This is a genomic window from Streptomyces sp. cg40 (assembly GCF_050320165.1).
Lineage (GTDB): Bacteria > Actinomycetota > Actinomycetes > Streptomycetales > Streptomycetaceae > Streptomyces > Streptomyces hokutonensis.
In genome coordinates this window covers 81,130-103,342 of record NZ_CP190128.1, presented here as the reverse complement: position 1 = coordinate 103,342, position 22,213 = coordinate 81,130, and the positions used below count along the sequence as shown (strand labels likewise).

The 22,213-nt window shown below is 71.1% G+C and carries 14 protein-coding genes; 10 read left to right on the top strand and 4 right to left on the bottom strand.

Annotated elements, in window-relative coordinates:
* Positions 1–26: 26 nt before the first annotated feature.
* On the bottom strand, positions 27–2,474 hold the full coding sequence (locus tag ACQHII_RS00415; protein WP_427917237.1) for a glycoside hydrolase family 3 C-terminal domain-containing protein: 2,448 nt from the start codon (positions 2,472–2,474) through the stop codon (positions 27–29).
* A gap of 185 nt (positions 2,475–2,659) precedes the next feature.
* Here ACQHII_RS00415 and ACQHII_RS00410 point away from each other — a divergent pair, with 185 nt between their 5' ends.
* The 4 genes from ACQHII_RS00410 to ACQHII_RS00395 all read left to right on the top strand — a co-directional run bounded on the left by ACQHII_RS00410 (position 2,660) and on the right by ACQHII_RS00395 (position 6,951).
* Positions 2,660–3,811 carry an ROK family protein gene (locus ACQHII_RS00410; RefSeq protein WP_427917236.1) on the top strand — a complete coding sequence of 384 codons (1,152 nt, stop codon included), beginning with the start codon at positions 2,660–2,662 and terminating at the stop codon, positions 3,809–3,811.
* Positions 3,812–4,686: 875 nt separating this feature from the next.
* A complete protein-coding gene (locus tag ACQHII_RS00405) occupies positions 4,687–5,568 on the top strand; it encodes a DUF1996 domain-containing protein (protein ID WP_427917235.1) in 882 nt (293 codons plus the stop codon).
* 103 nt (positions 5,569–5,671) lie between these two features.
* Positions 5,672–6,244 (top strand): sigma-70 family RNA polymerase sigma factor, encoded by a 573-nt coding sequence (locus tag ACQHII_RS00400; protein ID WP_427917234.1) that lies wholly within the window; start codon positions 5,672–5,674, stop codon positions 6,242–6,244.
* Complete coding sequence (locus ACQHII_RS00395) at positions 6,241–6,951, top strand: zf-HC2 domain-containing protein (protein ID WP_427917232.1); 711 nt, start codon at positions 6,241–6,243, stop codon at positions 6,949–6,951. The genes ACQHII_RS00400 and ACQHII_RS00395 overlap by 4 nt, the downstream gene beginning before the upstream one ends.
* Before the next feature lie 868 nt (positions 6,952–7,819).
* On the opposite strand, the gene ACQHII_RS00390 is transcribed toward ACQHII_RS00395, so the two are convergent.
* Entirely contained in the window at positions 7,820–9,148 is a 1,329-nt protein-coding gene (locus tag ACQHII_RS00390; RefSeq protein WP_427917231.1) for a glycosyltransferase, read from the bottom strand.
* Positions 9,149–9,649: 501 nt separating this feature from the next.
* Here ACQHII_RS00390 and ACQHII_RS00385 point away from each other — a divergent pair.
* The 4 genes from ACQHII_RS00385 to ACQHII_RS00370 all read left to right on the top strand — a co-directional run bounded on the left by ACQHII_RS00385 (position 9,650) and on the right by ACQHII_RS00370 (position 17,324).
* Positions 9,650–11,542: a fatty acyl-AMP ligase gene (locus ACQHII_RS00385; protein ID WP_427917230.1), complete on the top strand. Its 1,893-nt coding sequence runs from the start codon at positions 9,650–9,652 to the stop codon at positions 11,540–11,542.
* The gene (locus ACQHII_RS00380; protein WP_427917229.1) at positions 11,539–15,009 is read left to right on the top strand and encodes an alpha/beta fold hydrolase; all 3,471 of its coding nucleotides are present in this window, start codon (positions 11,539–11,541) and stop codon (positions 15,007–15,009) included. The genes ACQHII_RS00385 and ACQHII_RS00380 overlap by 4 nt, the downstream gene beginning before the upstream one ends.
* The gene (locus tag ACQHII_RS00375) at positions 15,006–16,214 is read left to right on the top strand and encodes a cytochrome P450 (protein WP_427917228.1); all 1,209 of its coding nucleotides are present in this window, start codon (positions 15,006–15,008) and stop codon (positions 16,212–16,214) included. Before ACQHII_RS00380 ends, ACQHII_RS00375 begins: the two co-directional genes overlap by 4 nt.
* Before the next feature lie 294 nt (positions 16,215–16,508).
* Entirely contained in the window at positions 16,509–17,324 is an 816-nt protein-coding gene (locus tag ACQHII_RS00370; RefSeq protein ID WP_427917227.1) for a LuxR C-terminal-related transcriptional regulator, read from the top strand.
* Between the two features lie 39 nt (positions 17,325–17,363).
* Here the strand turns inward: ACQHII_RS00370 and ACQHII_RS00365 are convergent, their stop codons facing one another.
* Entirely contained in the window at positions 17,364–18,212 is an 849-nt protein-coding gene (locus tag ACQHII_RS00365; protein WP_427917226.1) for an amidohydrolase family protein, read from the bottom strand.
* Positions 18,209–19,165: a hypothetical protein gene (locus tag ACQHII_RS00360; protein ID WP_427917225.1), complete on the bottom strand. Its 957-nt coding sequence runs from the start codon at positions 19,163–19,165 to the stop codon at positions 18,209–18,211. Before ACQHII_RS00360 ends, ACQHII_RS00365 begins: the two co-directional genes overlap by 4 nt.
* 225 nt (positions 19,166–19,390) lie before the next feature.
* On the opposite strand from ACQHII_RS00360, the gene ACQHII_RS00355 reads away from it, so the two are divergent.
* Entirely contained in the window at positions 19,391–20,254 is an 864-nt protein-coding gene (locus ACQHII_RS00355; protein WP_427917224.1) for a DUF1932 domain-containing protein, read from the top strand.
* The gene (locus ACQHII_RS00350) at positions 20,251–22,179 is read left to right on the top strand and encodes an NAD(P)/FAD-dependent oxidoreductase (protein WP_427917223.1); all 1,929 of its coding nucleotides are present in this window, start codon (positions 20,251–20,253) and stop codon (positions 22,177–22,179) included. Before ACQHII_RS00355 ends, ACQHII_RS00350 begins: the two co-directional genes overlap by 4 nt.
* The last annotated feature ends 34 nt before the right edge of the window (positions 22,180–22,213 follow it).

Here is a 22,213-nt window from a genome sequence, read left to right as displayed (position 1 = left end):
ACACCTGGTGGGGGGTGGAAGCGCGGTCAGCGGGTGACGCCGACGCTGCCGTGCAGGGGGAGCGTCCGCGACGAGGAGCCGACCCACACGTCCCGTTTCCCGGTGCCGAGCACCCAGCTGTGGGAGGACGTGTTCCAGTACTTCAGCTGCTGGGCGTCGACCCGGATGCGTACGGTCGTCGACTGCCCGGCGCGCAGCCGCACCTTCTGGTAGCCGCCGAGCGAGCGCACCGCCTGCGGCTCGGTGGTCCCCGGGCTCGCGCCGACGTAGACCTGGGCGACCTCGGCACCATCGCGGGAGCCGGTGTTCTTCAGGGTGAACGAGACGGTCAACCCGCCGTGACTCTGCCGTACCGCGAGGTCGCGGTAGGCGAAGGAGGTGTACGACAGCCCGTAGCCGAAGGGGAAGAGCGGGGCGGCCTGCTCCTTGTCGTACCAGCGGTAGCCTACGTAGATGCCCTCGGAGTAGTTCTCCTGGTTGCCCACTCCTGGGTACCTGAGCGGGTCGCCGGCCACCGGTGTGACGGACTCGCTCGCGGGGAACGTCTGGGTGAGCCTGCCCGAGGGGTTCACGTCGCCGTAGAGCAGCCCGGTGGTCGCCTCGGCGCCGTTCTCCCCGGGGTAGTACATGTCGAGGACCGCCTTGACCTTGGACAGCCACGGCATGGTGATCGACGACCCGGTGTTGAGGACGACGATCGTGTTCGGGTTGGCGTCGGCGACGGCGGAGATGAGCCCGTCCTGGTCGGCCGGCAGGGAGAGGTTCTTCCGGTCGAAGCCCTCGGTGCCGTCGTCGTAGGCGAACACGACGGGGGTCTTCACCTGGCGGGCCAGGGCCACCGCCTGCTCGCGGGCGGCCTGCGCGGCCTGGGGGGTGACCCAGTTCAGCCGGACCTTCGTCGGGCCGCCCTGGATCGCGAAAGCGCCGGCCGCGAGGCTGTGCGTGCCCGCCGTGAGGTGCACCGTGGCGGTGCTGGAGCCGAGGAAGCCGGTGATGACGTTGTTTCCGTCGATCCTCAGCAGGCCGTAGGCGGCGGGGAGGTCGAAGACGAAGGAGTAGTCGCCGTCGGTGGGCACGGTGAGGGTGCCGCTGTAGTTGAAGGAGGCGTCCGGTGTGACGGGGATCGTGCCGTCCGCGTCGACCGGCAGGGCGGGGCTGAGGGCCGAGGCGGGGATGGGGTCGCCGGTGTCGACGCCGGCCGCGTAGCGCACCGCGGTGTGCCGTCCGGCCCGCGCGCCGATGGTGTCCAGCGGCGAGGCCGCGGAGTCCGGTACGACGCTGGAGCTGCCGCCTCCGGTGACCTTCGGCGTCTTCGCGGTCGGGCCGATGAGTCCGATGCTGGTGTCCTTGCCGGTCAGCGGAAGTGCTCCGCCGGTGTTCTTCAGCAGGACCGCGCCGGATTCGGCCACCTTCTGGGCGACTTTCGCGCCGCCTTTCGTATCGCGTGCGGGCCGCCGGGTGGCCGCACCGTCGAGGAGACCGAATTTCGTCATCTGCTGCAGAATGCGCGCGACCGAATCATTGAGTTCCGAGACGGGAATGGTGCCGTCGGTTATCGCGGTCTTCAGTTCCCCGCCCAGGTAGACCCCGTTGGGCATCTCCTGGTCGAGGCCGTTCACGATGTCGGTCGTCGCGTGGGTCGCGCCCCAGTCCGACATGACCCAGCCCGAAAAGCCCCACTGCTCCTTGAGGATCGAGTCGAGCAGTTCCTCGCTGCCGCACCCGTGGCTGCCGTTCACCGAGTTGTACGAGCACATCACCGCTCCGGCGCCGGCCTTGACGGCGGCCTCGAAGGCGGGCAACTCGATCTGACGCAGGGTCTGCTCGTCGACGTTGACGTTCACCCCCATGCGGTTGTCTTCCTGGTTGTTCTCCGCGTAGTGCTTGACGGTGGCGATCAGACCCTGGCTCTGCACGCCCTCGACCTCGCCGGCCACCATGCGGGAGTTGAGCAGCGGGTCCTCGCTGAAGGTCTCGAAGTTCCGCCCTGCGTACGGCACTCGGATGGTGTTCGTCATGGGGGCGAGCAGGACGTCCTGGCCGAGCGCACGGCCGTCGCGTCCGACGGCCCGGCCGAACTCCCGGGCCAGCCCGTCGTCGAAGGACGAGGCGAGGGCGACCGGTGCCGGCATCGCGGTGGCGTGCTCGTTCACCCGGACGCCCGCCGGGCCGTCGGTGAGCCGCAGTTCGGGGATGCCGAGACGGGGCACCCCCGGGATGTATCCGGCCTGGCCGAGCGTCTTCGGATCGGTGCCGCCGTGGACGAAGGACAGTTTCTCGTCCAGCGTCATCCGGGCGATGAGGGCGGCCACGCGCGGGGACACCTTGATTGTCACGCCCGCGCCGCCCGCGCCCGAGGCGCCGGGAGCCGCGGCCGTGCCCCCGGCGATCAGCGCAGCGCTCACTCCCGCGATCAGCGCCGTACGGCGTAAACGGGTGCCGTTGTGTCTTACCGATCTCCGATCGAGCTCCATGCGAACTCCTCACCACTGAAGTGCCCGACGATTTATGTCCCCCATGGACAGAATTCGAGTCAAAGCAGGTGGCTCTGTAAAAGATCGAACGCTCAAGGAAGTTAAAACCGCAGAATCGATGCGTCAACCCTCTGGAATTCCGCACTTGGCGGACATAAATTGACGCCCTCACAAGGAGGTGACACGTGTCGGTACGCGACGCGGTCCTGACCCATGTCCGGCGGCACGGGAGCGCGTCGCGCCCCGAACTGCAGACGGCGCTCGGCCTGAGCCGTCCGGTCGTCGCGGCCGTCGTCCGCGACCTCCTCGCCGAGGAACTCCTGACCGAGCACCAGGGGGAGAACAAGGGTGGCCGTGGGCGCCCCGGCCGACGCCTTCGGCCGCGCTACCCGGCCGGCGCGGTCATCGGAGTCGACGTCAGCCACCGGCATCTCACCGTCGCCGCGGCCACCCTCGACCTGACCATCCGGGCGGAACGCCGGGTGGCGATCGATGTGGACACGCGGCCGACCGCGGCCCTGGACACCACGGCCGACATGATCCGGCGGACGGTCGAGGAAGTCAGGTTCACCGTCGACGGGCCCGTGAGCGCGTGCGCCGTCGGCATACCCGGGCCGCTGGACATGAGCAAACGGGCGATCGCCTCGCCCACCATCCTGTCCAGCTGGGCCGGACTCGATCTCGCGGCCGAACTGGGCTCCCGGACGGGACTGACCGTCTCCCTCGACAACGACGCGAACCTCGGAGCCCTCGCCGAACACCGGCACGGCGGCGCCGACCACCGCGGCAACCTGATCTACGTCAAGGCGTCCGACGGCATCGGAGCGGGCCTCATCGTCCACGGGATCCCGGTCAGCGGCAGTTTCGGAGCCGCGGGCGAGATCGGGCACACCCAGGTGATCCCGGACGGGGACTGGTGCCGGTGCGGCAACCGGGGCTGCCTGGAGACCATCGTCTCGGTCCGCCAGGTGCTCCAGCAGGTCCGGCACTTCTACCCGGGCGACACCGATCTGCGGGCCCGGCTGCCGGAGATCGCCCAGCACCCGGTGGCCCGAAAGATCTTCGCCGAATCCGGTCGGACCCTCGGCCGTGTCCTGGCGAATCTGTGCGCACTGCTCGACCCCGCGGCCGTGGTCATCGGCGGCGAGATGAGCCAGGCGGGCGAGGCGTTCGTCGACGGCGTCCGCGACTCGATCGAACGGCTCGCCCAACCGGGTTTCGACAACCGCGTCCTGGTCGTCGCGTCCGCCCTCGGCACCCGCGCCGAGCTGATCGGGAGCCTGACGCTCGCCCGGGACATCGCCCTGCGGGGCGGAACCCGGCGGGCCGAGGGGTGACCAGTGACGGACGGAGCGACGGATCGTGCACCGCTCCGACGGCCGGGGCGCCACTGGCGGACTCCGGTTGTCCCCGTATCCCCGTATCCCCGTATCCCCGCCGGTCGCCTGTGGCGGTGCAGCCGCTTCGGCGTCATGCGCCCGATGCCTCCGCACGGTCCTGGCGGCAAGCTGGAGGCATCGGGGAAAGGGATATTCCTGCGGGCGGAGGCGACCCTGGGCAGACGGGTCAACAGGAACGGTTCGGCCGGTATGGGTCGCCTGCTTCGTGACGGGTGCGAGCGCGCCGAACGCGCGACATGCCTCGCGGACTGGGGGGCGGGATCACCGGGGCGAGACGCCGCTACCAGTGAGCAGACCATGCGTCCCACTCGATCGACCAGGCGTCTTGCCGCATCCGTTGTCGTTCCGGACCCGCGTACAGCTGGTCCCGCGTCGGTCCCTGGGCACAGCCGATGCGGCAGTCGCAGACGGCCCGTGGAGGCGCGCGCTGGCGCACCGCAGCGCCGGACTCCCGTGCCGTAGCGGCGAGTTCGGCGGTGCGGTGGGGCGCAGACCGTACAGAACATTTTGGCGATCCCCGGCACGGTCGACGTCCAGGGCCCTTCCGCACCGGCGGAGGCGCGGTCCGCGGTCGGCTCCTCAACTGACTCTCGGTTCAACAACGGGTGCCGACCGGGCAGGCAGGGTAGAGATCCCGTCATAGTCCAACCCTCAACTTGAATTGGTCTGGACAACTCTGTCACTCTGCTCGCGTGTGGATCAGACTCTTCCGCTCGAGAGCCCGTCTACTCCGTATCCTTCTGCCCGCGGCGGTCGGCGTCTCGGCCGTCCTCGTAGCCGGTGCCATCGTCGCCGGCCGACCGGCGATGGCCATGGACGCACCCGCCGCGGACCGCTACGTCGACATCGCCTCCGTGCCCCGGCAGGTGCTGCCCGCCACCGGACCGGACGCCGCCACCGGTACCTACACGGAGGACTGCGGCCGCAACCGGAACGGGCACCGCAACGCCGACAACCTGGTGAGCTCGCCGGGTGTCACGGGTTCGGCCCATCACATCCACGACTACGTGGGCAACCTGTCGACCGACGCCATGTCCAGCAACGCCGAGTTGGCGGGGGCCGGCACCACCTGCGTGGGCGGTGACCGCTCCACGTACTACTGGCCGGTGCTGCGCCGACTGGACCGTACCGGCGCGGACGCGCACAGCGTCGGCGGCGGCCTCGACGACAACATGGGCCAGATCCTGACACCGGCCTCCGTCGTGATCGAGTACCGCGGCAACCCGGTGAGCAAGGTCGTGGCCATGCCCCGGTTCCTGCGCCTGATCACCGGCGACGCCGTCGCGCTCTACACGGGCAGCGCCAACGTCCATGCGCAGTGGGGTTGTTCCGGCTACCAGGACCGCTTCAGCACCAAGTACACGCTGTGCCCGGAGGGCAGCGGACCGACGCGCACCCTGGACTTCCCCAGCTGCTGGGACGGACTCTCCCTCGACAGCCCGGACCACCGTGCCCAAGCCGTGTTCCCGGCCGGCGACGGCGTCTGCCCGCACGCCACCTTCGCCGTGCCGCAGCTGCGCGTCACGCTGACCTATTTGGTGCCGCCCGGTGTCCGGTACGCGGTGGACTCCTTCCCTGAGGAGAAGCGCGACCCCAGTACCGATCACGGCATGTTCATCAACGTCATGACGGATCGCCAGATGGCCGCGCTGGTCGCCTGCCTGAACGACGGACGGCACTGCCGGGCGGCCTGACCCGCCCTCGCGGGGGGCGTGAAAGAAGTCCGAACGAGATCGAACCGGCTCCGGCTGCCGCGCGTGTATCACGCGTCGGCCCAGAGAGGACGGGAGAAAGCGGATGGCGGCGCTGTGGTCCCGCGCGCGGGACAAGCAGAGAACGAGCGATGAGGTGTTCATCCGCTCCTTGTACGAGGAGCACGGCAGAGCTCTTCTCGCCTATGCCCAGCGGCTCACGAACGACCACGCCGCCGCGGAGGACGTGGTCCAGGAGACCCTGATCCGCGCCTGGAAGAACCAGGAGGCGCTCCTCAACGGCAAGGGTTCGGTCCGGGGCTGGCTGCTGACCGTGGCCCGCAACATCGTCACCGACCGGTTCCGGGCCAAGGCCGTCCGGCCCACGGAGGTCGCCGAGTCGGTGAGCACCGCCCCGGTGGAGCGGGACCACGCGGACGGCGTGGTGGACTCGATGCTCGTGATGGAGGCCCTCGACCGGCTGTCACCGGACCACCGCGACGTGCTCCATGAGATCTACTTCCAGGGCCGCAGCGTCGACGAGGCCGCCCAGTCCCTCGGAATACCTCCCGGCACCGTCAAATCCCGATCACACTATGCCCTGAGGCAACTTCGGGACCTGTACAAGGACAAGCCCACGACAGCGAAGCTCGTCGTGTTGAAGGAGGTGGCGGCATGAGCATCAAGGAACACGGCGGCGCTCTGCTCGGCGCCTACGCCCTCGGCACGCTCGACGGGCAGGAGGCGCGGACCGTCGACGAACATGTGGCGTCGTGCGACAGGTGCCGCGAAGAACTGGACGGATTGCGGGAGATGGGGTCGGCACTCGGTGACGTGCCGCCGGAGGCGTTCCTCGACGGTCCGCCGGAAGGCGGTGATCTGCTCCTCCAGCGCACGCTCCGGCAGGTGCGCAACGAACGCGACAGCGCGTTCCGTCGGCGCGGCACCTTGCTGGCCGCGGTGGCCGTGGTCGCCGCCGCGGCCGTTCTCGGCGGCGGGGTGCTCATCGGGCGGAGCATGGGCACGGCCGGTGAGGTCGCCGGCCCTCCGCAGTCCTCGGTCTCGGCACCCGCCACGCTGCCCCCGGCCGGCACCAAGGTCGCCTCGGGCACCAGCGCGGCCGGCGGCCGGATGACGGTCCGGGTGACCCCGGCTGCCTCCTGGGTCCGGGTCAACGCCTCCGTCGCCGGCATCCCGGTCGGCGAGCACTGCCGTCTCGTCGTGGTGAGCAAGGACGGTCACCGGGAGATCGCCGGGAGCTGGGTCGTCGCCGACCAGGACAAGGGAGCCAACCTGGACGGCTCCGCCGACGTCCCTGTCGACGACGTCTCCAAGATCGTGGTGGAGAACGCCCAGGGCAAGGAGTACGTCTCCCTGAAGATCTGACCCCGCGTCACCCCGGCACCACGTCCCCTCACCGAGCGGTGCGGTCGCGCGCTTCCTTCCGCGCACGGCCGCACCACTCGCCGCCCTGTCCCGAGAATCCCGTACCCCCCGGGTCCGAGCCCCGGGCCCCGGCTTGCGCGCTGCCGCTGGTCGTACACCTCGCTCGACACCCCGCGGGTGTTCTTCCTCGACGAGCCGACAAGCCGACAAGCCGACGACCGGCCCAGCCCCCGAGTCCCATACGGAGATGGGGGACAAGACCGAGCGGCTGGCCGCGACCGGACACCGGGTCGAGACCGCCGACTCCACTACCTGGGCGGAGAGCCCCGCACGTCCCTGGGCCTGGAGTATGCAGCGCACTTGTCGGCTCAAGGGGTGTCTGCTCACCGGGCTCGTCCACACCCGGCGTCCCGCCGACACGCTCCGCCGGTTCGGCGGCTCCGGCTTGGTGTCCCTGCCAGGCATCGCCGTCGGTACGCCTCGGGTCTTCATGCGCCGGCCGTACGCGTTCCTGCTCGCCACGGGCGCCGCGCCGGGTCCGCCCGGCTCCGCCTTCCCGGCGGCGGCCAGGTGGGGCAACGCCGCGCTCGTGTCCGTATCGATGCCGATCGCCGCCGTCCGGCGCCGGATGTCCTGGTGGACCCCGCCGCGGTCGTTCCGCTCTACCGGCTGCTGTGCGCCTTCGGGGGCCGGCGGGGTCTGTGGCCAACTGGTCCGATCACGGTTCACCCGGGAGATGACGGCTCACGCTCGCGCGTCCCGACAGGCGCGCGGGACCTGGCCGGCCGACGGATCCGGCGCGGGCGCGACCGGCCGCCCGGACGGTCCGCCCAACGACGGCCTCCGTTTCCCCGGACGCCGTCCCCCGTCACGCCTGGGATCGAACCCTCGGCGCCGGCACCCGCCGTTCGCGCCCCCGTGCCGCGAACGCCAGAGCGAGGTCCGCCGCCCGCCGCACCCCGTCGCCCTCCGCGCGCACCGCCCTCCCCAGGTTCCGCGCGGCCTCCACCATGCGGCGTTCACCCAACCGCTCCAGCGCGCTCCGCAGTTCGTCCGCGTCCAGGCCGTGCAACGGCAGACGCAGGCCCACGCCCCGCCGCCGCACCAACTCGCCCCACATGGGCTGGTCGAGCATCCCGCCCGTCACGAGCGCCGGCACCCCGGCGCGGACCGCGGACCCGGTGGTGCCGGAGCCGCCGTGGTGCACGGCGAGGCGGCAGCGGGGGAGCAGCGCGGTGAGGTCCGCGCTGTCGACCACCCGGACCCGCGCCGGGTCACGGACCGCGCCGGCGGGCAGCCCGGCCCAGCCCGCGGTCACCACCGCGCGTATCCCCAGCTCTCCGCTGACCCGCTCGATCACCGAGAGGACGGCCGCCGGATCGGCCAGCAGTGTGCTGCCGAAACCGAAGTAGGCGGGGGCGTCACCGGCGTCCAGCCAGCGCTCCAGTCCGGCGTCCAGCCCGTGTTCCGCCACCGCCGCCCGGTGCTCGCCGGTCAACTCCAGCCACCCGGCGAAGGGGCGGTGGGCGGGCCACTCGACTCCGGGCACCAGCAGCTTGCTGTAGCCCTGGATCTCCAGCGCGCCCAGCATCCGGGCCCGCGCCGGGGTGGAGAAGTCGGTGGGGTGGAGCCCGAAGGCTTCGCGGAGCCGGTTGACGCCGTCCCGGCGCAGCTGCCAGGAGGCGCTTTCGTATGCGGTGTGCGTCTTCAGGTTGGCGCCGGGCTCGGTCGACACCTCGCTGGACACGAACGGGTTCGGGACCGCGTCGTTGGGCCGCACCGGAAAGAGGTGCAGCAGCGTCAGCGGGATCCGGCGGGCCTCGGCGATCAGCGTCGCGATGTCCTCGGTGAGCGAACCGGAGACGATCAGGTCGGCCCCCTCGCACACCCGGTACAGGGTGCGGGCGATGTCCGCGGTGTGCGCGGCCATCACCGTGCGCAGTCCGGCGAGGAACTCCGTGCTGTCGCCGGAGGTCACCCAACTCCGGTCCGGTGTCGGGGAGGAGAGGAACTCCCTCCAGTTCACGGGCAGTTCCTCCAGGTGCAGGCCGGCCGTCCGCACCATGTCGGCGGATCCGACCGGGACCGCGAGTACGGGCGTGTGCCCGCGCCGGGCGAACTCCCGGCCGAGTGCCACCAGCGGCTGGACGTCGCCGCGGGTGCCGTGGGTCATGAGGACGATGCGCAGGGCTTTCATGTCGCGGTCACCTTTCGTGGATGCCCCTCTGTGCGGGAGCGCGGCCACAACACGGCCGGCGGCACCGCGCGGTTCGATCTCTGCGCAGTGGGGCAGACCACAGCGGCGGCCGGGAACCGAAACCGCGCGCAGTGCGTCCGGGGCCCGTGTAATCCGCCGTCCATGAATCGTCACGGGTTGTTTACGTGCGTCAAATTAATTAACGGCGAAAGAAAAGCCCTGAAAAACGGTCGGGTCCCCACCGGGTGTGCGCCGGGGAAGTCTCCTCTTTTCTTGGGGAACTCACAGAAAGGTGCGTGCCGGTTCTCGCCAGGTGTGTGTCGATGTCCGAAATGCTAACGAGAGTCCAGGTCAGAGTGGTGGAGGCGGTTGTTCCGTTCGCCATTGACAATGGACTGGACCAGCCGTAAATTCTTGAGCGTGCAACAACACCTGGCTGACTATTCGCCGGTGTGATCGGCTTTTTGGTGTACCCCTGTTCCCCCGCTACAGGATGGCCCAATGACGCTCGTCGCCGCACAGCGAAATTCACTGTTGTCCGCTCTGCGGGATCTCTATGAAAAAGATCCCGACCGGCTCCTTTTCACCTTTGTCGACGACCACGGAGAGGACGCCGAGACCCTCCGGGCCGCAGAACTCACCGAGGCGGTGGACGACATCGCCCGCGCACTGCCCTTATGGGGGCTGGCCCCCGGAGACCGTGCGGTGCTCGTCTATCCGCCCTCGCTCGACTTCGTGAAGGCGTTCCTGGGCTGTCTGGCGGCCGGCGTGCTGCCCGTGCCGGTCTACCCGCCGAACCCCTTCCGCCTCACCCGCGACCTGGCCGGCTTCGCGGCCGTCGCCGAGAGTTCCGGCGCCCGGGCCGCCCTCACCAACGGCCTCTTCGACCGCACTCGCCGGGCCGCCTCCGTCGGCCGCCTCCTCGGCCGTTCCGAGCACGACTGGCCCCGCATCCCCTGGTATCGCACCGACCGCCGCCCCGGCCGCCGGAGCCGCTCCACCTGCGACCCCGACGCCTGGTACCGGCCCGCCGACCCGGACGAGACCGCCTTCCTCCAGTACACCTCGGGCTCCACCGGAACACCCAAGGGCGTCATGGTCACCCACGGCAACATCGTCCACGAGATCGCCGCCAACGTGACCGACCTGCGCCTGGACGACGACACCCGAGGCGTGTTCTGGCTTCCCCAGTACCACGACATGGGGCTGATCAACGTCATCCTCAGCACCGCCGTCGGCAACTCGGCGACCCACATCCTGTCGCCGCTCACCTTCCTGCAACGCCCCTCGATCTGGCTGGACGTCATGTCCCGGGTCCGCGCCACCATCACCTCGGCGCCGAATTTCGCCTACGAACTGGCCGTCCGCAGGACCACCCCCGAGATGCGCGCGGGCTGGGACCTCTCCGCCCTGGAGATGGCCGTCACCGCCGCCGAACCCATCCGCACCCGCACCATCCGCGCCTTCCTCGACGCCTTCGCCGCGAGCCGGATCCGCCCCGACGTCTTCTACGGCGCCTACGGCCTGGCCGAGAACACGGCCAGCGTCACCAACCGGGGCCAGGGCGTCCTGCGGCTCGACAGGCAGGCGCTCGCCGAGGGCGACGTGGTGCCCGTCGAGGCCGACACGCGCACGGCCCTCTCCGAGACAGACGCGCAGGACGCGGGGCGCACCGTGGAGTACTACGGTTGCGGGTTCTCCAGCAAGCCCGGGGACATGATCCGGATCGTCGACCCCGAGACCCGCGTCCCCTGCCCTCCCACGCGCGTCGGCGAGATCTGGGTGCGGTCCTCGACCACCGCCGCGGGCTACTGGGGCCGGCCCGACGCGACCCGCGAGACCTTCCGCGCCACCGTCACCGGCGACGACGACCCCACCGGGTACCTGCGCACCGGCGATCTCGGATTCCTGCACGAGGGCCAGCTGTTCATGACCGGCCGGATCAAGGACCTGATCATCGTCCGGGGGCGCAACGTCTACCCCTCCGACATCGAGGACAGCGTCCGGGAATGCCACCGGGACGTACGCCCCGGCGGTGTCGTCGCCTTCGCCCTCTCCCCGGAGGAGACCTTCCCCTCGGACACCGAGGGCGACGGCGTCGGCGAACGGCTGGTGGTGTTCGCCGAGACCGGCCGCAAGCGGATCGACGCCGACCTCGCCGCCGAGATCTGTGCCGCCGTCCGCAAAATCGTCCACGCCGACCACCAACTCCACGCCCACGCCGTCGTGTTGGGCCGTCCCGGCCTGGTCCGCAAGACCACCAGCGGCAAAGTACGGCGCCGGATGTGCAAGGCGGACCTGTTGAGCGGCGCGATCGACCGCGAGCCCGGCACCCTCCTGGTGTCGGTGGGGCGGACGGAGACCCCCGGCCGCCCCACCGAGGACCCCTCATGAACCCCGACAACGGCCTGATCCTCGCGGCAGGCCCCCACGACCCGCGCCTGTACGACGTCGACGACGACTTCCGGCGGGTGCTGATCGACCTGTCTTCGCTCACCGTCGCCTCGGCAGGCCGCCGCGACCGCTTCTTCCACGCCACGTCGACCACGGCCCTGGGCGCCCTCACCGTGCTCGACGCGCCCCTGCTGCCCGCCCACGGCTTCCTCCGCCCCGGCCGCCGCTTCCCCGTGCTGGCCCGCTACAGCAACTCCGTCGGCACCGACGACGTCAAACCGACCGTCCGCGGCCTCACCGTCCGCCTCCTGGACCGCGACACCGGCGGCACCGGACTCCTCGACCTCACCTTCAACACCGGCCCCACCTTCTTCGCGTCGACCGCCGAGATCTTCCGGCGCACCTTCGGCACCCCCGAGGAACGCGCCGACGTCATCGCCGAGAAGCCCGAGGTCCGTTCCGTCATCTGGAACAACATCCGTACCGCCGCCTCCTACGCCACCTACGACTTCTACTCCCAGGTGCCGCAGGGCCTCGTCGCCGAGGACGGCCGGCAGTGGCTCATCCGCTTCCGGGTCCGTCCCGTCCACGAACCCGTCGTACGCGGCGACTTCGACCACGGAGACCTCTGGTGGCCGCCGGACGCCCCGGACGAGATCCCCCGCCCGGCCGGCGACACCCGCGAACCCGCCTTCCTCCGCGCGGAGTTGCACGCCCGCCTGCGCACCACCGGGATCCGCAACCTCGTCCAGGCACAGCTCCACCCCCTGGACGGCGATCCCGGCACCACGGAGACCGCCCTCGATCCGGCCCGCGCCTGGCCGGGGGACCGCTGCCCCTGGTTCGACCTCGCCGAACTCCGCCTGGAGGCACCCGCCGACGACGAGGCCGTCGACCGGACCGCCTTCGACCCCGCCCTCGCCCCGCCCGACCTGGGCATCGCCCTCGCGCGCTCCCCGCACAGCACCGCCTCCCTGAACCACCTGCGCGCGCTGATCTACCGGGCCGCCTCCCACGCCCGCCGCGGCGAACCCCAACCACCCGCACTGGCAAGGCTGTTGAGGCCGGTCCGGAAAACCCCTGCGGCCACCCGCAGGGTCGTCGTGGTGGGCGCCGGACCGAGCGGTCTCACCGTCGCCCGCGAACTGGAGCGCGCCGGGCACCGCGTCACCGTCCTGGAAGCCGCCGGCACGGTGGCCGGAAAGTGCGAGACCGCGGAGATCGACGGCCACGCCTACGACCTCGGCGGCCACATCTGCACCAACCAGTACGAGCGGGTCGCCGAACTGGCCACCGAACTGGGCGTGGCCACCGAGCCCACGACGCCCTACCGGATCCTCGACGCCGAACACGGCACGACCGCCCCGCAGGACACCTCCTTCTTCCGCAAGGACACCTTCCGCCGCTACCGGGCGCTGCGCGCCCGCGAGTTCCCGCACATCGGCGAACCCGGTCTCGCGCACTCGGCGAAGGCCCTCGCCGCCCCCGTGCGCACATGGCTCGCCGAGCACGGCCTCGACGCCATGGCCGACTCCTTCGGCGCCGGCTTCACCGCCGCCGGCTACGGCTACCTGGACGACGACGTACCCGCCCTCTACTTCGTCAAGTACGCCGAGATGACAGGGCTGTTGGGCAACAAGCCCGAACTCCTCGGCCACCCCGGCGCGTTCACCGTCAAGGGCGGCTTCGCCACCCTGTGGCGCAGGGTCGCCGAGGAACTGCGGGACCTTCGGCTCGGGACGCCCGTCGAGTCCGTCGAACGGCACCCGGACGGCGTACGGGTGCGCACCGAAGGGGAGTTGATCGAGGCCGACGACCTGGTGCTCACCGTCTCCCTGGACCGCGCGCTGCCGTTCCTGGACGCCACCGACGAGGAGCGCGCGCTCGCCGCCCGGATCCGCGACCACGCCTACCACACCACCGTCGCCACCGCCTCCGGCCTGCCCGACTGCGCCTTCCACTTCCTGAAGCAGCACAACGACAGCTCTGCCGCCACCGGCCACTGCGTCGCCTACCACCACCGCTACCCGGACAGCGACGTCCGCACCTTCTACTCCTACGGCCGCCCCGACGACGTCGCCGCACTGCTGCCCCCGGACATCGAGGCCCTCGGCGGCCGTCTGACGGAGGTGCGGCTACGGCGCGCCTGGGCGTTCATGCCGCACTTCGGCACCGACGACCTGCGGTCCGGCGCGCTGGACCGGCTGGAAGCGCTACAGGGCCGCCACCACACCTACCACACGGGCAGCCTGCCCTCCTTCGAACTCGTCGAGTGCGTCGTCGCCCAGGCCCAGGAACTCGCCCGCCGGCACTTCGCGGCACCGGCCCGCACCGACGCCGGCCCCGACCGCACGGTGAGCGCCGCCGAACCCGCCACCGGGCTCTCCACAGCCGCCGTACGCGACTGGCTGGTCGCGCATATCGCCACCGAACTCCAGCTTGCCGAAGCGGAGTTGGACACCGCCCGCCCGCTGGAGGAGTACGCCCTGGAGTCGCTGTCCGTGGCGGCCCTACAGGCACAGCTCTCCGACTGGCTCGGATACCGCATCCCGCACACCCTGTTCCTGGAGGTACCGACCATCGACGCCGCAGCCCGCTTCCTCGCGGAACCCGACACCGAGGAACCGGGCGCCCCGGCCCCCCTCCACCTCCTCCCGCTCAACACCCCCCGCCCCTTCTTCTGCGTCGGCGGGCTCGGCGGTTCCGCGCTCTACCTGACCGCCCTGGCCCGCGCGCTCGGCGACGGCCGGGCCTGCCACGCCTTCGAGATCCCGGGCCTGGACGGCAAGGAGGAACCCGTCGACGACCTGGAGGACCTCGCGACCCTCCTCGCCGACGAGATCCAGCACGTCCAGCCGCACGGCCCGTACCTCCTCGGGGGGCACTCCTTCGGCGGGATGGTCGCCTACGAGGCGGCACGGCGGCTGCGCGAGCGCGGCGAGCCGGTCCAGCGGGTCGTCCTCTACGACACCTACGTCCCGCTGCCCGGCCGGGGCGCCCCCGCCGACGACGACCTGAGGGCCGTAGAGGAACTCCTGGCCCTGCGGCACATGGTCTGCCTCGCCCTGGACGCCTGCGGCTGTGGAATCGACCGGACCCGCCCCCTCGACGAGCAGGGCGACCGGATCGCCCGCGCGCTCGGCGCCCGCGACCCGGACTCGTACGAGGCGCACCTCGTCAACCTGGTGGCCACCTACCAGGCGGGCCTGCGCGCCTTCGCCGAGTACGAGCCGGGCCCCTCGGACCTCTCCGTGGTCCTGGTCAAGCCGGAGGCAGGGTTCGCGCCGCTGGCCCCGGAGGACCACCGGGTGCCGATGCACTTCGAGGCGCCGAACGGCTGGGACACCGTGGAACTGGGCGAGTTGACCGTCGTCCCGGTCACCGGCAACCACTTCACCCTCTTCATGCGTCCCCACCTGGCCGCCGTCGCCGAGGCCACCCGGACCAGCCTGGGACGCGCCGGATGAGCGTGGGCCGGGCTACGGCCGCAGCCCTCCACTACGACCCGACCGATCCCGCCGTCCAGGCCGACCCCTACCCGCTCTACCGCGCCCTGCGCGAAGCGGATCCCGTGCACTGGAACCCGCCGGGCTTCCACTTCCTCACCCGCTACCGGGACGTGCACGCGCTGCTGCGCGACCCACGCCTCGGCGCGGACAACGCGAGCACGGGCCCCGCCCAGGACAACGAGCACACCGAGCGCATGGCGGGCGGCGACACACCGTCCATGATCCTCATGGACCCGCCCGGCCACACCCGGCTGCGCGCGCTCGTCAACAAGGTGTTCGCACCGCGCTCCATCGCCTACCTGGAACAACGGATCGAGCGGATCGCCGACCGGCTGCTCGACCGCTGGGGGACGGGGGAGGGCGACTTCGTCGCCGACTTCGCCTACCCGCTGCCCCTGGAGGTCATCTGCGAGCTGCTCGGCGTCCCCGAGGGCGACCGCGACGACGTCCGTGACTGGTCGGAGGACATGGCCCACCTCGTCGACCCCGTCGTCACCCCGCAGGCCGTGGAACGAGGCCTGCGCGGCCGACGCCGGATCGTGGAGTACTTCCGCGAGCTGGCCGCCGGCCGCCGGCGTGCCCCGGGCGACGACATCCTCAGCGGGCTGATCCGGGCGGAGGCCGAGGGCGACCGGCTCAGCTCCGACGAACTGCTCTCCACCGCCGCCCTGTTGGTGGTCGCCGGACACGAGACCACCGCCAACATGATCGCCAACGGCATGCTCGCACTGCTCCGCCACCCGGACCAACTCGCCCTGCTGCGCTCCTCGGGGCCCGGCCCGGTGCCCTCGGCGGTCGAGAAGATGCTCCGCTACGACGGCCCCGCGCAGGCCGTCGGCCGGCGGGCGCTGACCGACCTGGACCTGCACGGGGTGCCGGTGCCGCGCGGCGCCCGGCTGGTGCTGAGCCTGGGCGCGGCCAACCGGGACCCGGACCGCTTCCCGGACCCGGACCGATTCGACATCAACCGCCCCGACAACCGGCATCTGGCACTGAGCGGCGGCGCGCACTTCTGCGTCGGCGCACCGCTGGCCCGCATGGAGGCCGCCGTCGCCTTCACCGCCCTGCTGGGCCGGCACCCGCGCCTCGAACTCGCCGCGGAGCCCCGGTGGCGCGAGCGAACGGGTCTGCGCGGTCTGCGCGAACTGCGCATCCGGATCTGAGCCGTGCCCCGGTGCGGCGCCGACGACGCCTGCGACCTGGATTCTTCGACGCGCACGGCCGGGGCCGGTCGTGCGCGCACGCCGTGACAGTCGCACCGGGAGGGACGTCACACACCTCCGACCGAACCAGCGGGCCGATCTGCTCGTGTCGACAGCGGTACTGGCAGCGGGCGATCCCCGGGGATGGCGATGTACGGGCCCCGCGCACCGAAGAACGTCCCGTCCGAACGGGCAGAGACCGGCAGCGGCGCCGGGGGCGCTGCCCGACGCACGACGCGTCTGTGAGGAGTCGACATGGCACAGCCCCCACTCCGGGCCGAGGGGCCGCGCGGCCCGGTCCGCACCACGCGGTATGCCTCCGTGCCTCGGACGGCGCCGCCGCACGGGACACCGTCCGGGGACATCGTGCGGCGCCCCGAAGCGACCGTCATGGTGGGCATAGCCGACCACGAGGTGCTGGTACGCGGCGGGATCCGGGCGGCGCTCGAACGGGCCCAGGGCATCGACGTCGTCGCGGACACGGGGGACGAGGGCGCGGTGATCGGGATGACCCTGCGCCACCGACTCGGCGTGCTGCTGATCGACAGCGGCATGGCGGGCATGTACGGCGCCCGGGTCACGCGCACCGTGCGCCGGCTGTCCCCCGCGACGGCAGTGGTGGTGCTGGCGTCCACCCCGGGCGGCGGTCAGCTCGACCGTATCCTGCGGGCCGGTGTCGCGGGCTGCCTGCTCAAGAGCGGCAACCCGCAGGACCTGGTCGCGGCGGTGCGAGTGGTGGCCGCGGGAGGAGCGGTCCTCCACCCGGAGGCCGCCAGACACGTCCTCGACAGCGTCTCCCGGATCGACACCGAACGCGTCGACCGGGCGCGCGCACTCATCGGTGAGCTCACCCTGCGCGAGCGCGAGGTGCTGGCGCTCGTCGCCCAGGGCATGGCGAACCAGGAGATCGGAAGCGCGCTCCACCTGAGCGAAGGGGGAGTGAAGGCCCACATCAGCCGGCTACTGGCCAAGCTGGGCTGCGGGAACCGCGTGCGCGCCGCGCTCATCGCCCAAGACGCCGGACTCACCGAGGGACTGGAGACCGCCCCGGCCCGTGGACGGCCGCTCTGAGCTGCGCCCGCCCTGCCCCGGCCGTCGACGCGCCGCGGATCAGGTCGCTGTCGGCTCGGCCGGCCAGTCCAGCCAGGCCAGCACCGCGTCTCCCATGATCCAGCGGAGGTCGTCCGTGCTCAGGAACGGCAGGGCGTTGGTGAACAGTTCGACGTTCTCGCGGTAGGAACACGGCAGCCGGGTCCAGTCGCTGCCCCAGAACATCCGGCGCGGGCCGAAGGCCTCGAACACGCGCTCCAGAGGCTCGTGGAGGTCCTGGAACGGGAACGGCAACCGTGAATGGCACGGCAGGGCCGTCGCCTTGACCGCCACCCGCGGGTGGCGCGCGAGCGCGGTCAGCTCCGCGAGATGCGCGAACGCCTCCGGGGCCCTGGCGTCCACCGGCACCGCCAGGTGGTCGACGATCAGACGCAGGTCGGGGAAGCGCCGGGCCACCTCGGCCAGCGGCGCGCCCATACCGGGTGCGTAGACCATGACCGGCAGCCCGGCGGCGTCGGCCGCGGCCCAGAACCAGTCCAGGTCGCCACCCCTGAACAGGGCCCGCCACGGATCGCGGTGCAGCGTGAGCCGGACGCCCAGGCTGCCCGGACGGTCCCGCCAGCGGGCCAGCGGCGCCGCGTTCGCGGGACCGGTCAGCGGGACGCGGCCCATCACCGCCAGCCGGTCGGGATGGAGCGCCGCGGCCGCCCAGGCCAGATCGTTGCGGTCGCCCTCCCAGGACGGCGGCACGAGAACCGCGCGGTGGACCCCGGCGGCGTCCAGCACCGCCAGGGTCTCGCGCACCGTGACCGGGTCGGCGCGGTGGGCGGCCGCCGCACCTCCGGCCGGCCAGGGCCGGGCCGGAGTGTCGGCGCCCCAGACGTGGACCTGCGCGTCGACGATCCTCATACCGCCGCGGGTACACAGCGCTGGGGCGACAGGTCGCTGATGTACTTCGCCTCGATGTCCGACCTGGCCAGGTACTCCAGGCACAGCGCCACGCGCTGGACGCGCTGGCGGACGGTGTTCTCGTTGACCGGGTCGTGCGGGTGGGACTGGGCGCTCGCCCCGATCTTCAGCATCATCGGGGAGCAGATCTGCACCAGTTCGGGCACCTCGTAGAAGCGGATGAAGCCGCCCTTGCTGCCGTAGACGTCCGTCGGCAGATCGATGGTCAGCTCCGGGGAGCCCTTGCGGATCTCCTGGAGGACCCCGAGCCCCAGGTCGTGGGTGGTGGTGACGCTGTCCGCGCCGTTCTCGGCGTATATCCGCGACGTCATCGGGTTCGAGACGATGCAGTGCGAGGACGCCTTGAGCATGAGGTCGGCGGGCAGCTCACCTGCGGCACGCATGTCCGACAGCAGCCTGATGACGCCGAGGTCGTACGCGATCAGACCGCGGCAGCCCAGCTCGGTCAGCCGGTACGCCTCCTCGACGCTCTGCGCGATCGCGTCGTTGTTGTTGATCCGCCGGCCCTGCGAGGCACCGAACCCGCCGCGGTAGAAGGCCGCCTTGCGGTCGTACTCCGGGCGCGGACCGAGCGCGAACAGCATGCCGGCGCCGTTCTCCCGGCACAGGCCGAGCATGTCCTTGACCTCGGAGTCGGACAGCAGCATCGCACCGAGGGTCTCGTTGAACCGGGTGACCGGCAGTCCCTCCGCCTGCAACAGGCGGAGCGTCGCGTCGAGCACCTTGAAGCTGTTGACGACCGGGATCTCGACGCCGTAGTGCCCGCCGTCCGCGAACTCCGCTCCGGAGGGCTTGAGTTCGATCTCGTCGCTGTACGGCAGGCCGTTCTCCATCAGATACCGGCGGGCCTTTGACGCGCCGCGCGTGACGGCGGATCCGAAGTCGCTCGACATTTCTTCCCTTTCGTTGGCGGCTATCGCGATCCGACGCTAGCGGCGGCGCCCTGCCCTGCACGGAATCCCGGGAATCTGTAGCCGAATTTCCCGTCCGCGCAAGCTTCCGGGTATCCGAAGGATTCGAAACAAGGATGCAGAATCCCGGCATCTGTTTCTGTGCCATGTACGCGTAGCTGCAACGGACTTCGGCCCACGAGGAGGGCACGGGTGAGCCATTCACGGATGAGCCATTCCCACACCGCGACGGTCGGCCTGCTGCACCCCGGCCGGATGGGCGGCGGGTTCGGCGGCGCGCTGGCCGACGCGGGACACCGGGTGCTGTGGTGTCGGGCGGACCGGAGCGCCGCCACGGTAGGGCGGGCCGAGGCGTTCGGCCTGGAAGCCGTGGACGACCTCGCCCAACTCGCCGCGGACAGTGACGTGATCGTCTCGATCTGCCCACCGCACGGTGCGCCACAGGTCGCCGCCGCCGTCGCCGGGGCCGGATTCCGGGGGCTGTTCCTGGACGCCAACGGCACGACCCGTGACGTGCTGCTCGACCTGGCCGGAGAACTCGGCGCGGCGGACATTCGCGTCGTCGACGGCTGCGTCATCGGGCCCTGCCCTCAGGACGCTCCGGGCGTACGGCTGCATCTCGCGGGCGACACCGAGGATGTCGCCCGGATCGTCTCGCTGTTCGAGAGGACCGGGATTCGGGCGCTGGACACCGGCGGTCCGCTCGGTGCCGCCTCGACCCTCAAGACGTCGTACGCCACCTATCAGAAAGTCGCCTACGTGTTGGCGGGTATCGCATTCGCCTATGCGGACGCCCACGGAGTCGTCGAACCGCTCATCAAGGAGGCCTCGTTGACAACCCGTTCGCCTTTGACCGAAATACTCGAGGACGGAATGCTGCCCGGTGTCGCGGCGCGCGCCTGGCGATGGGGACCCGAACTCGCGCGGTGCGCGGACGCCCTGCGCGAGGAGGGGCTCCCGGGCGACCTGGCCGATGCCGCGGTGCGGGTGCTGGAACGCTGGCTGCCGGTCCGTGACGCGTTCGACGGGGACACCCGCCGTGCTCTCGACCTGCTGGGCGGCCGGCTGTGAACGCGCCGCACGAGTCCGTGCGCACGGAAGCCGTGGTCGTCGGGGCCGGGCTGATCGGCATGTTCACCGCCCTGTCCCTGGCCCAGCGCGGCATCGACGTCGTACTGATCGACGACATCGTCAACCAGAAGCGCAGCTTCAAGGTCGGCGAGTCGTTCCTGGTCTCCACGGCCCTGCCACGCACCATCGGCCGGCTCGACAAGTTCCTCGACGAGGAGTGCTTCGTCAAGCTCGGGGTCTGGTTCACCGAGGGGATGGAGGGCGCCGAGACCTTCGCCCCGCGCAGCGAATGGAGCATCGCGCCCCTCAGCGAACACACCCTCACCCAGCAGTCCGAAGACCACCGCGACCACTACCTCTTCAAGAGCGCCGAGGACAAACTCTGGTTCCGCTGCCTGGCGGTGGACCAGCAGATCGTCCGTCCCGAGGCCGAGGACGAGATCCGCGCCACGGTCCGCGCGCACCCGCACATCCGCTTCCTCGACAGCGCCCGCGTCGTAGACGTACACGTCGAGGCCGACGCCCCGAACACCGTCTCCTGGGCCGACCGCGGCTCCTCGGAAACCGGAGAAGTGGTCGCCGACTGGATCGTGGACTGCTCGGGACGCAACCGGATGCTCGCGCGCAAGTTCGGCCACGCGATCGAGAAGGAGATCATCGCCGAGGACGGCTTCCAGACCACCTCGATCTGGGGCCAGTTCAACGACATCACCGACGAACAGTTCGCACCGGTCTGGGAGTACAGGGATCCGAACGGCGGATCGACCCCGCGCGACAAGTACACCGTCCACCTCTGGGGCGAGGGCTACTGGATCTGGGTCATCCGCCTCTCCAAGGACCGCATCAGCGTCGGCGTGATCTTCGACCAGCGCACCCCGCTGTCCGGCGACACGCCCCGCGAGCAGTTCTTCGGTCTCATCGACCGCTATCCGGTACTGCACGACGTGCTGACCGAGGAACGGCTGCTGGAGTTCCGGATGTACCGCAACACGCAGTACCTGACCGACACCTTCGTACACCCGCACGGCTACGGCATGGTCGGGGACTCCTCCTCGATCATCGACGCCTACTACAGCCAGGGCATCGGCCTGTCCTGCCAGCAGCTGTGGCACCTCACGAACGTCATCGAGGCGCACGTCCACGAGGACAGGCTGGAGCGCGGGTACATCGACCGGATCAACCGCAACGCGCGGCAGGACTGGCTGATGATCCGCAACATGCTGCGGGAGAAGTTCACGCCGGCCATTCAGGACCCGCGCTACTTCCTGCTCACGCACCTGATGGATCTGGTCGTGCTCTGGTCGACCGGAACCGCGCGCTCGGACTTCGCCACCTGGCTCGTACGCACCGACGGCGAGACGAAGCGCGAAGGCCCGCACGAACGGCGACTGCGCCGCCGGCTGAGCAGGCGCCTGTTCTACAGCAGGTCCCAGCCGTGGGCCTGGCTGCCTCCGGAGACGGTGCAACGCGTCCAGTCCCACCTCCAGCGGAAGATCGCCGAACGTGCGCGATGGCGGCTCGACCACGGCAGCGAGGTCCCCGGCTTCCACTGCCAGATATCCATCGCGCGTCCGCTGCCGCGGTTGTGGCGCGTGTTCACGGCCGGCGCGAAGGGCGTCGTGGACGTCTCGCCCCTCGACCGGATCGCCCCCGAGGCGATCCGTCGCCCCTCGGCCCGTCGCCCTCTGACGCACCGGATCCCGATGAGCGTCAACACGCGCCTGACCTGGGTTCTCAACCTGCGGACCCATGGGGTCATCGGCATCCTCGCGTACGGATACGCGCTGGACGCGGCGGACACGGCTATCCGCAGGGTCCGCCACCGCTTCTCGGGCCGTCGACCGGTCACGGTCCCCGTCGCCGGTGCGCCCGGGGCGGAGGCGGCCGCCGAGGCACTGCCGCCCACCGCCACGACGCCCTCGTGACGGCCCGGCCGACCGGGCGCCGGTCCGGTCGGTC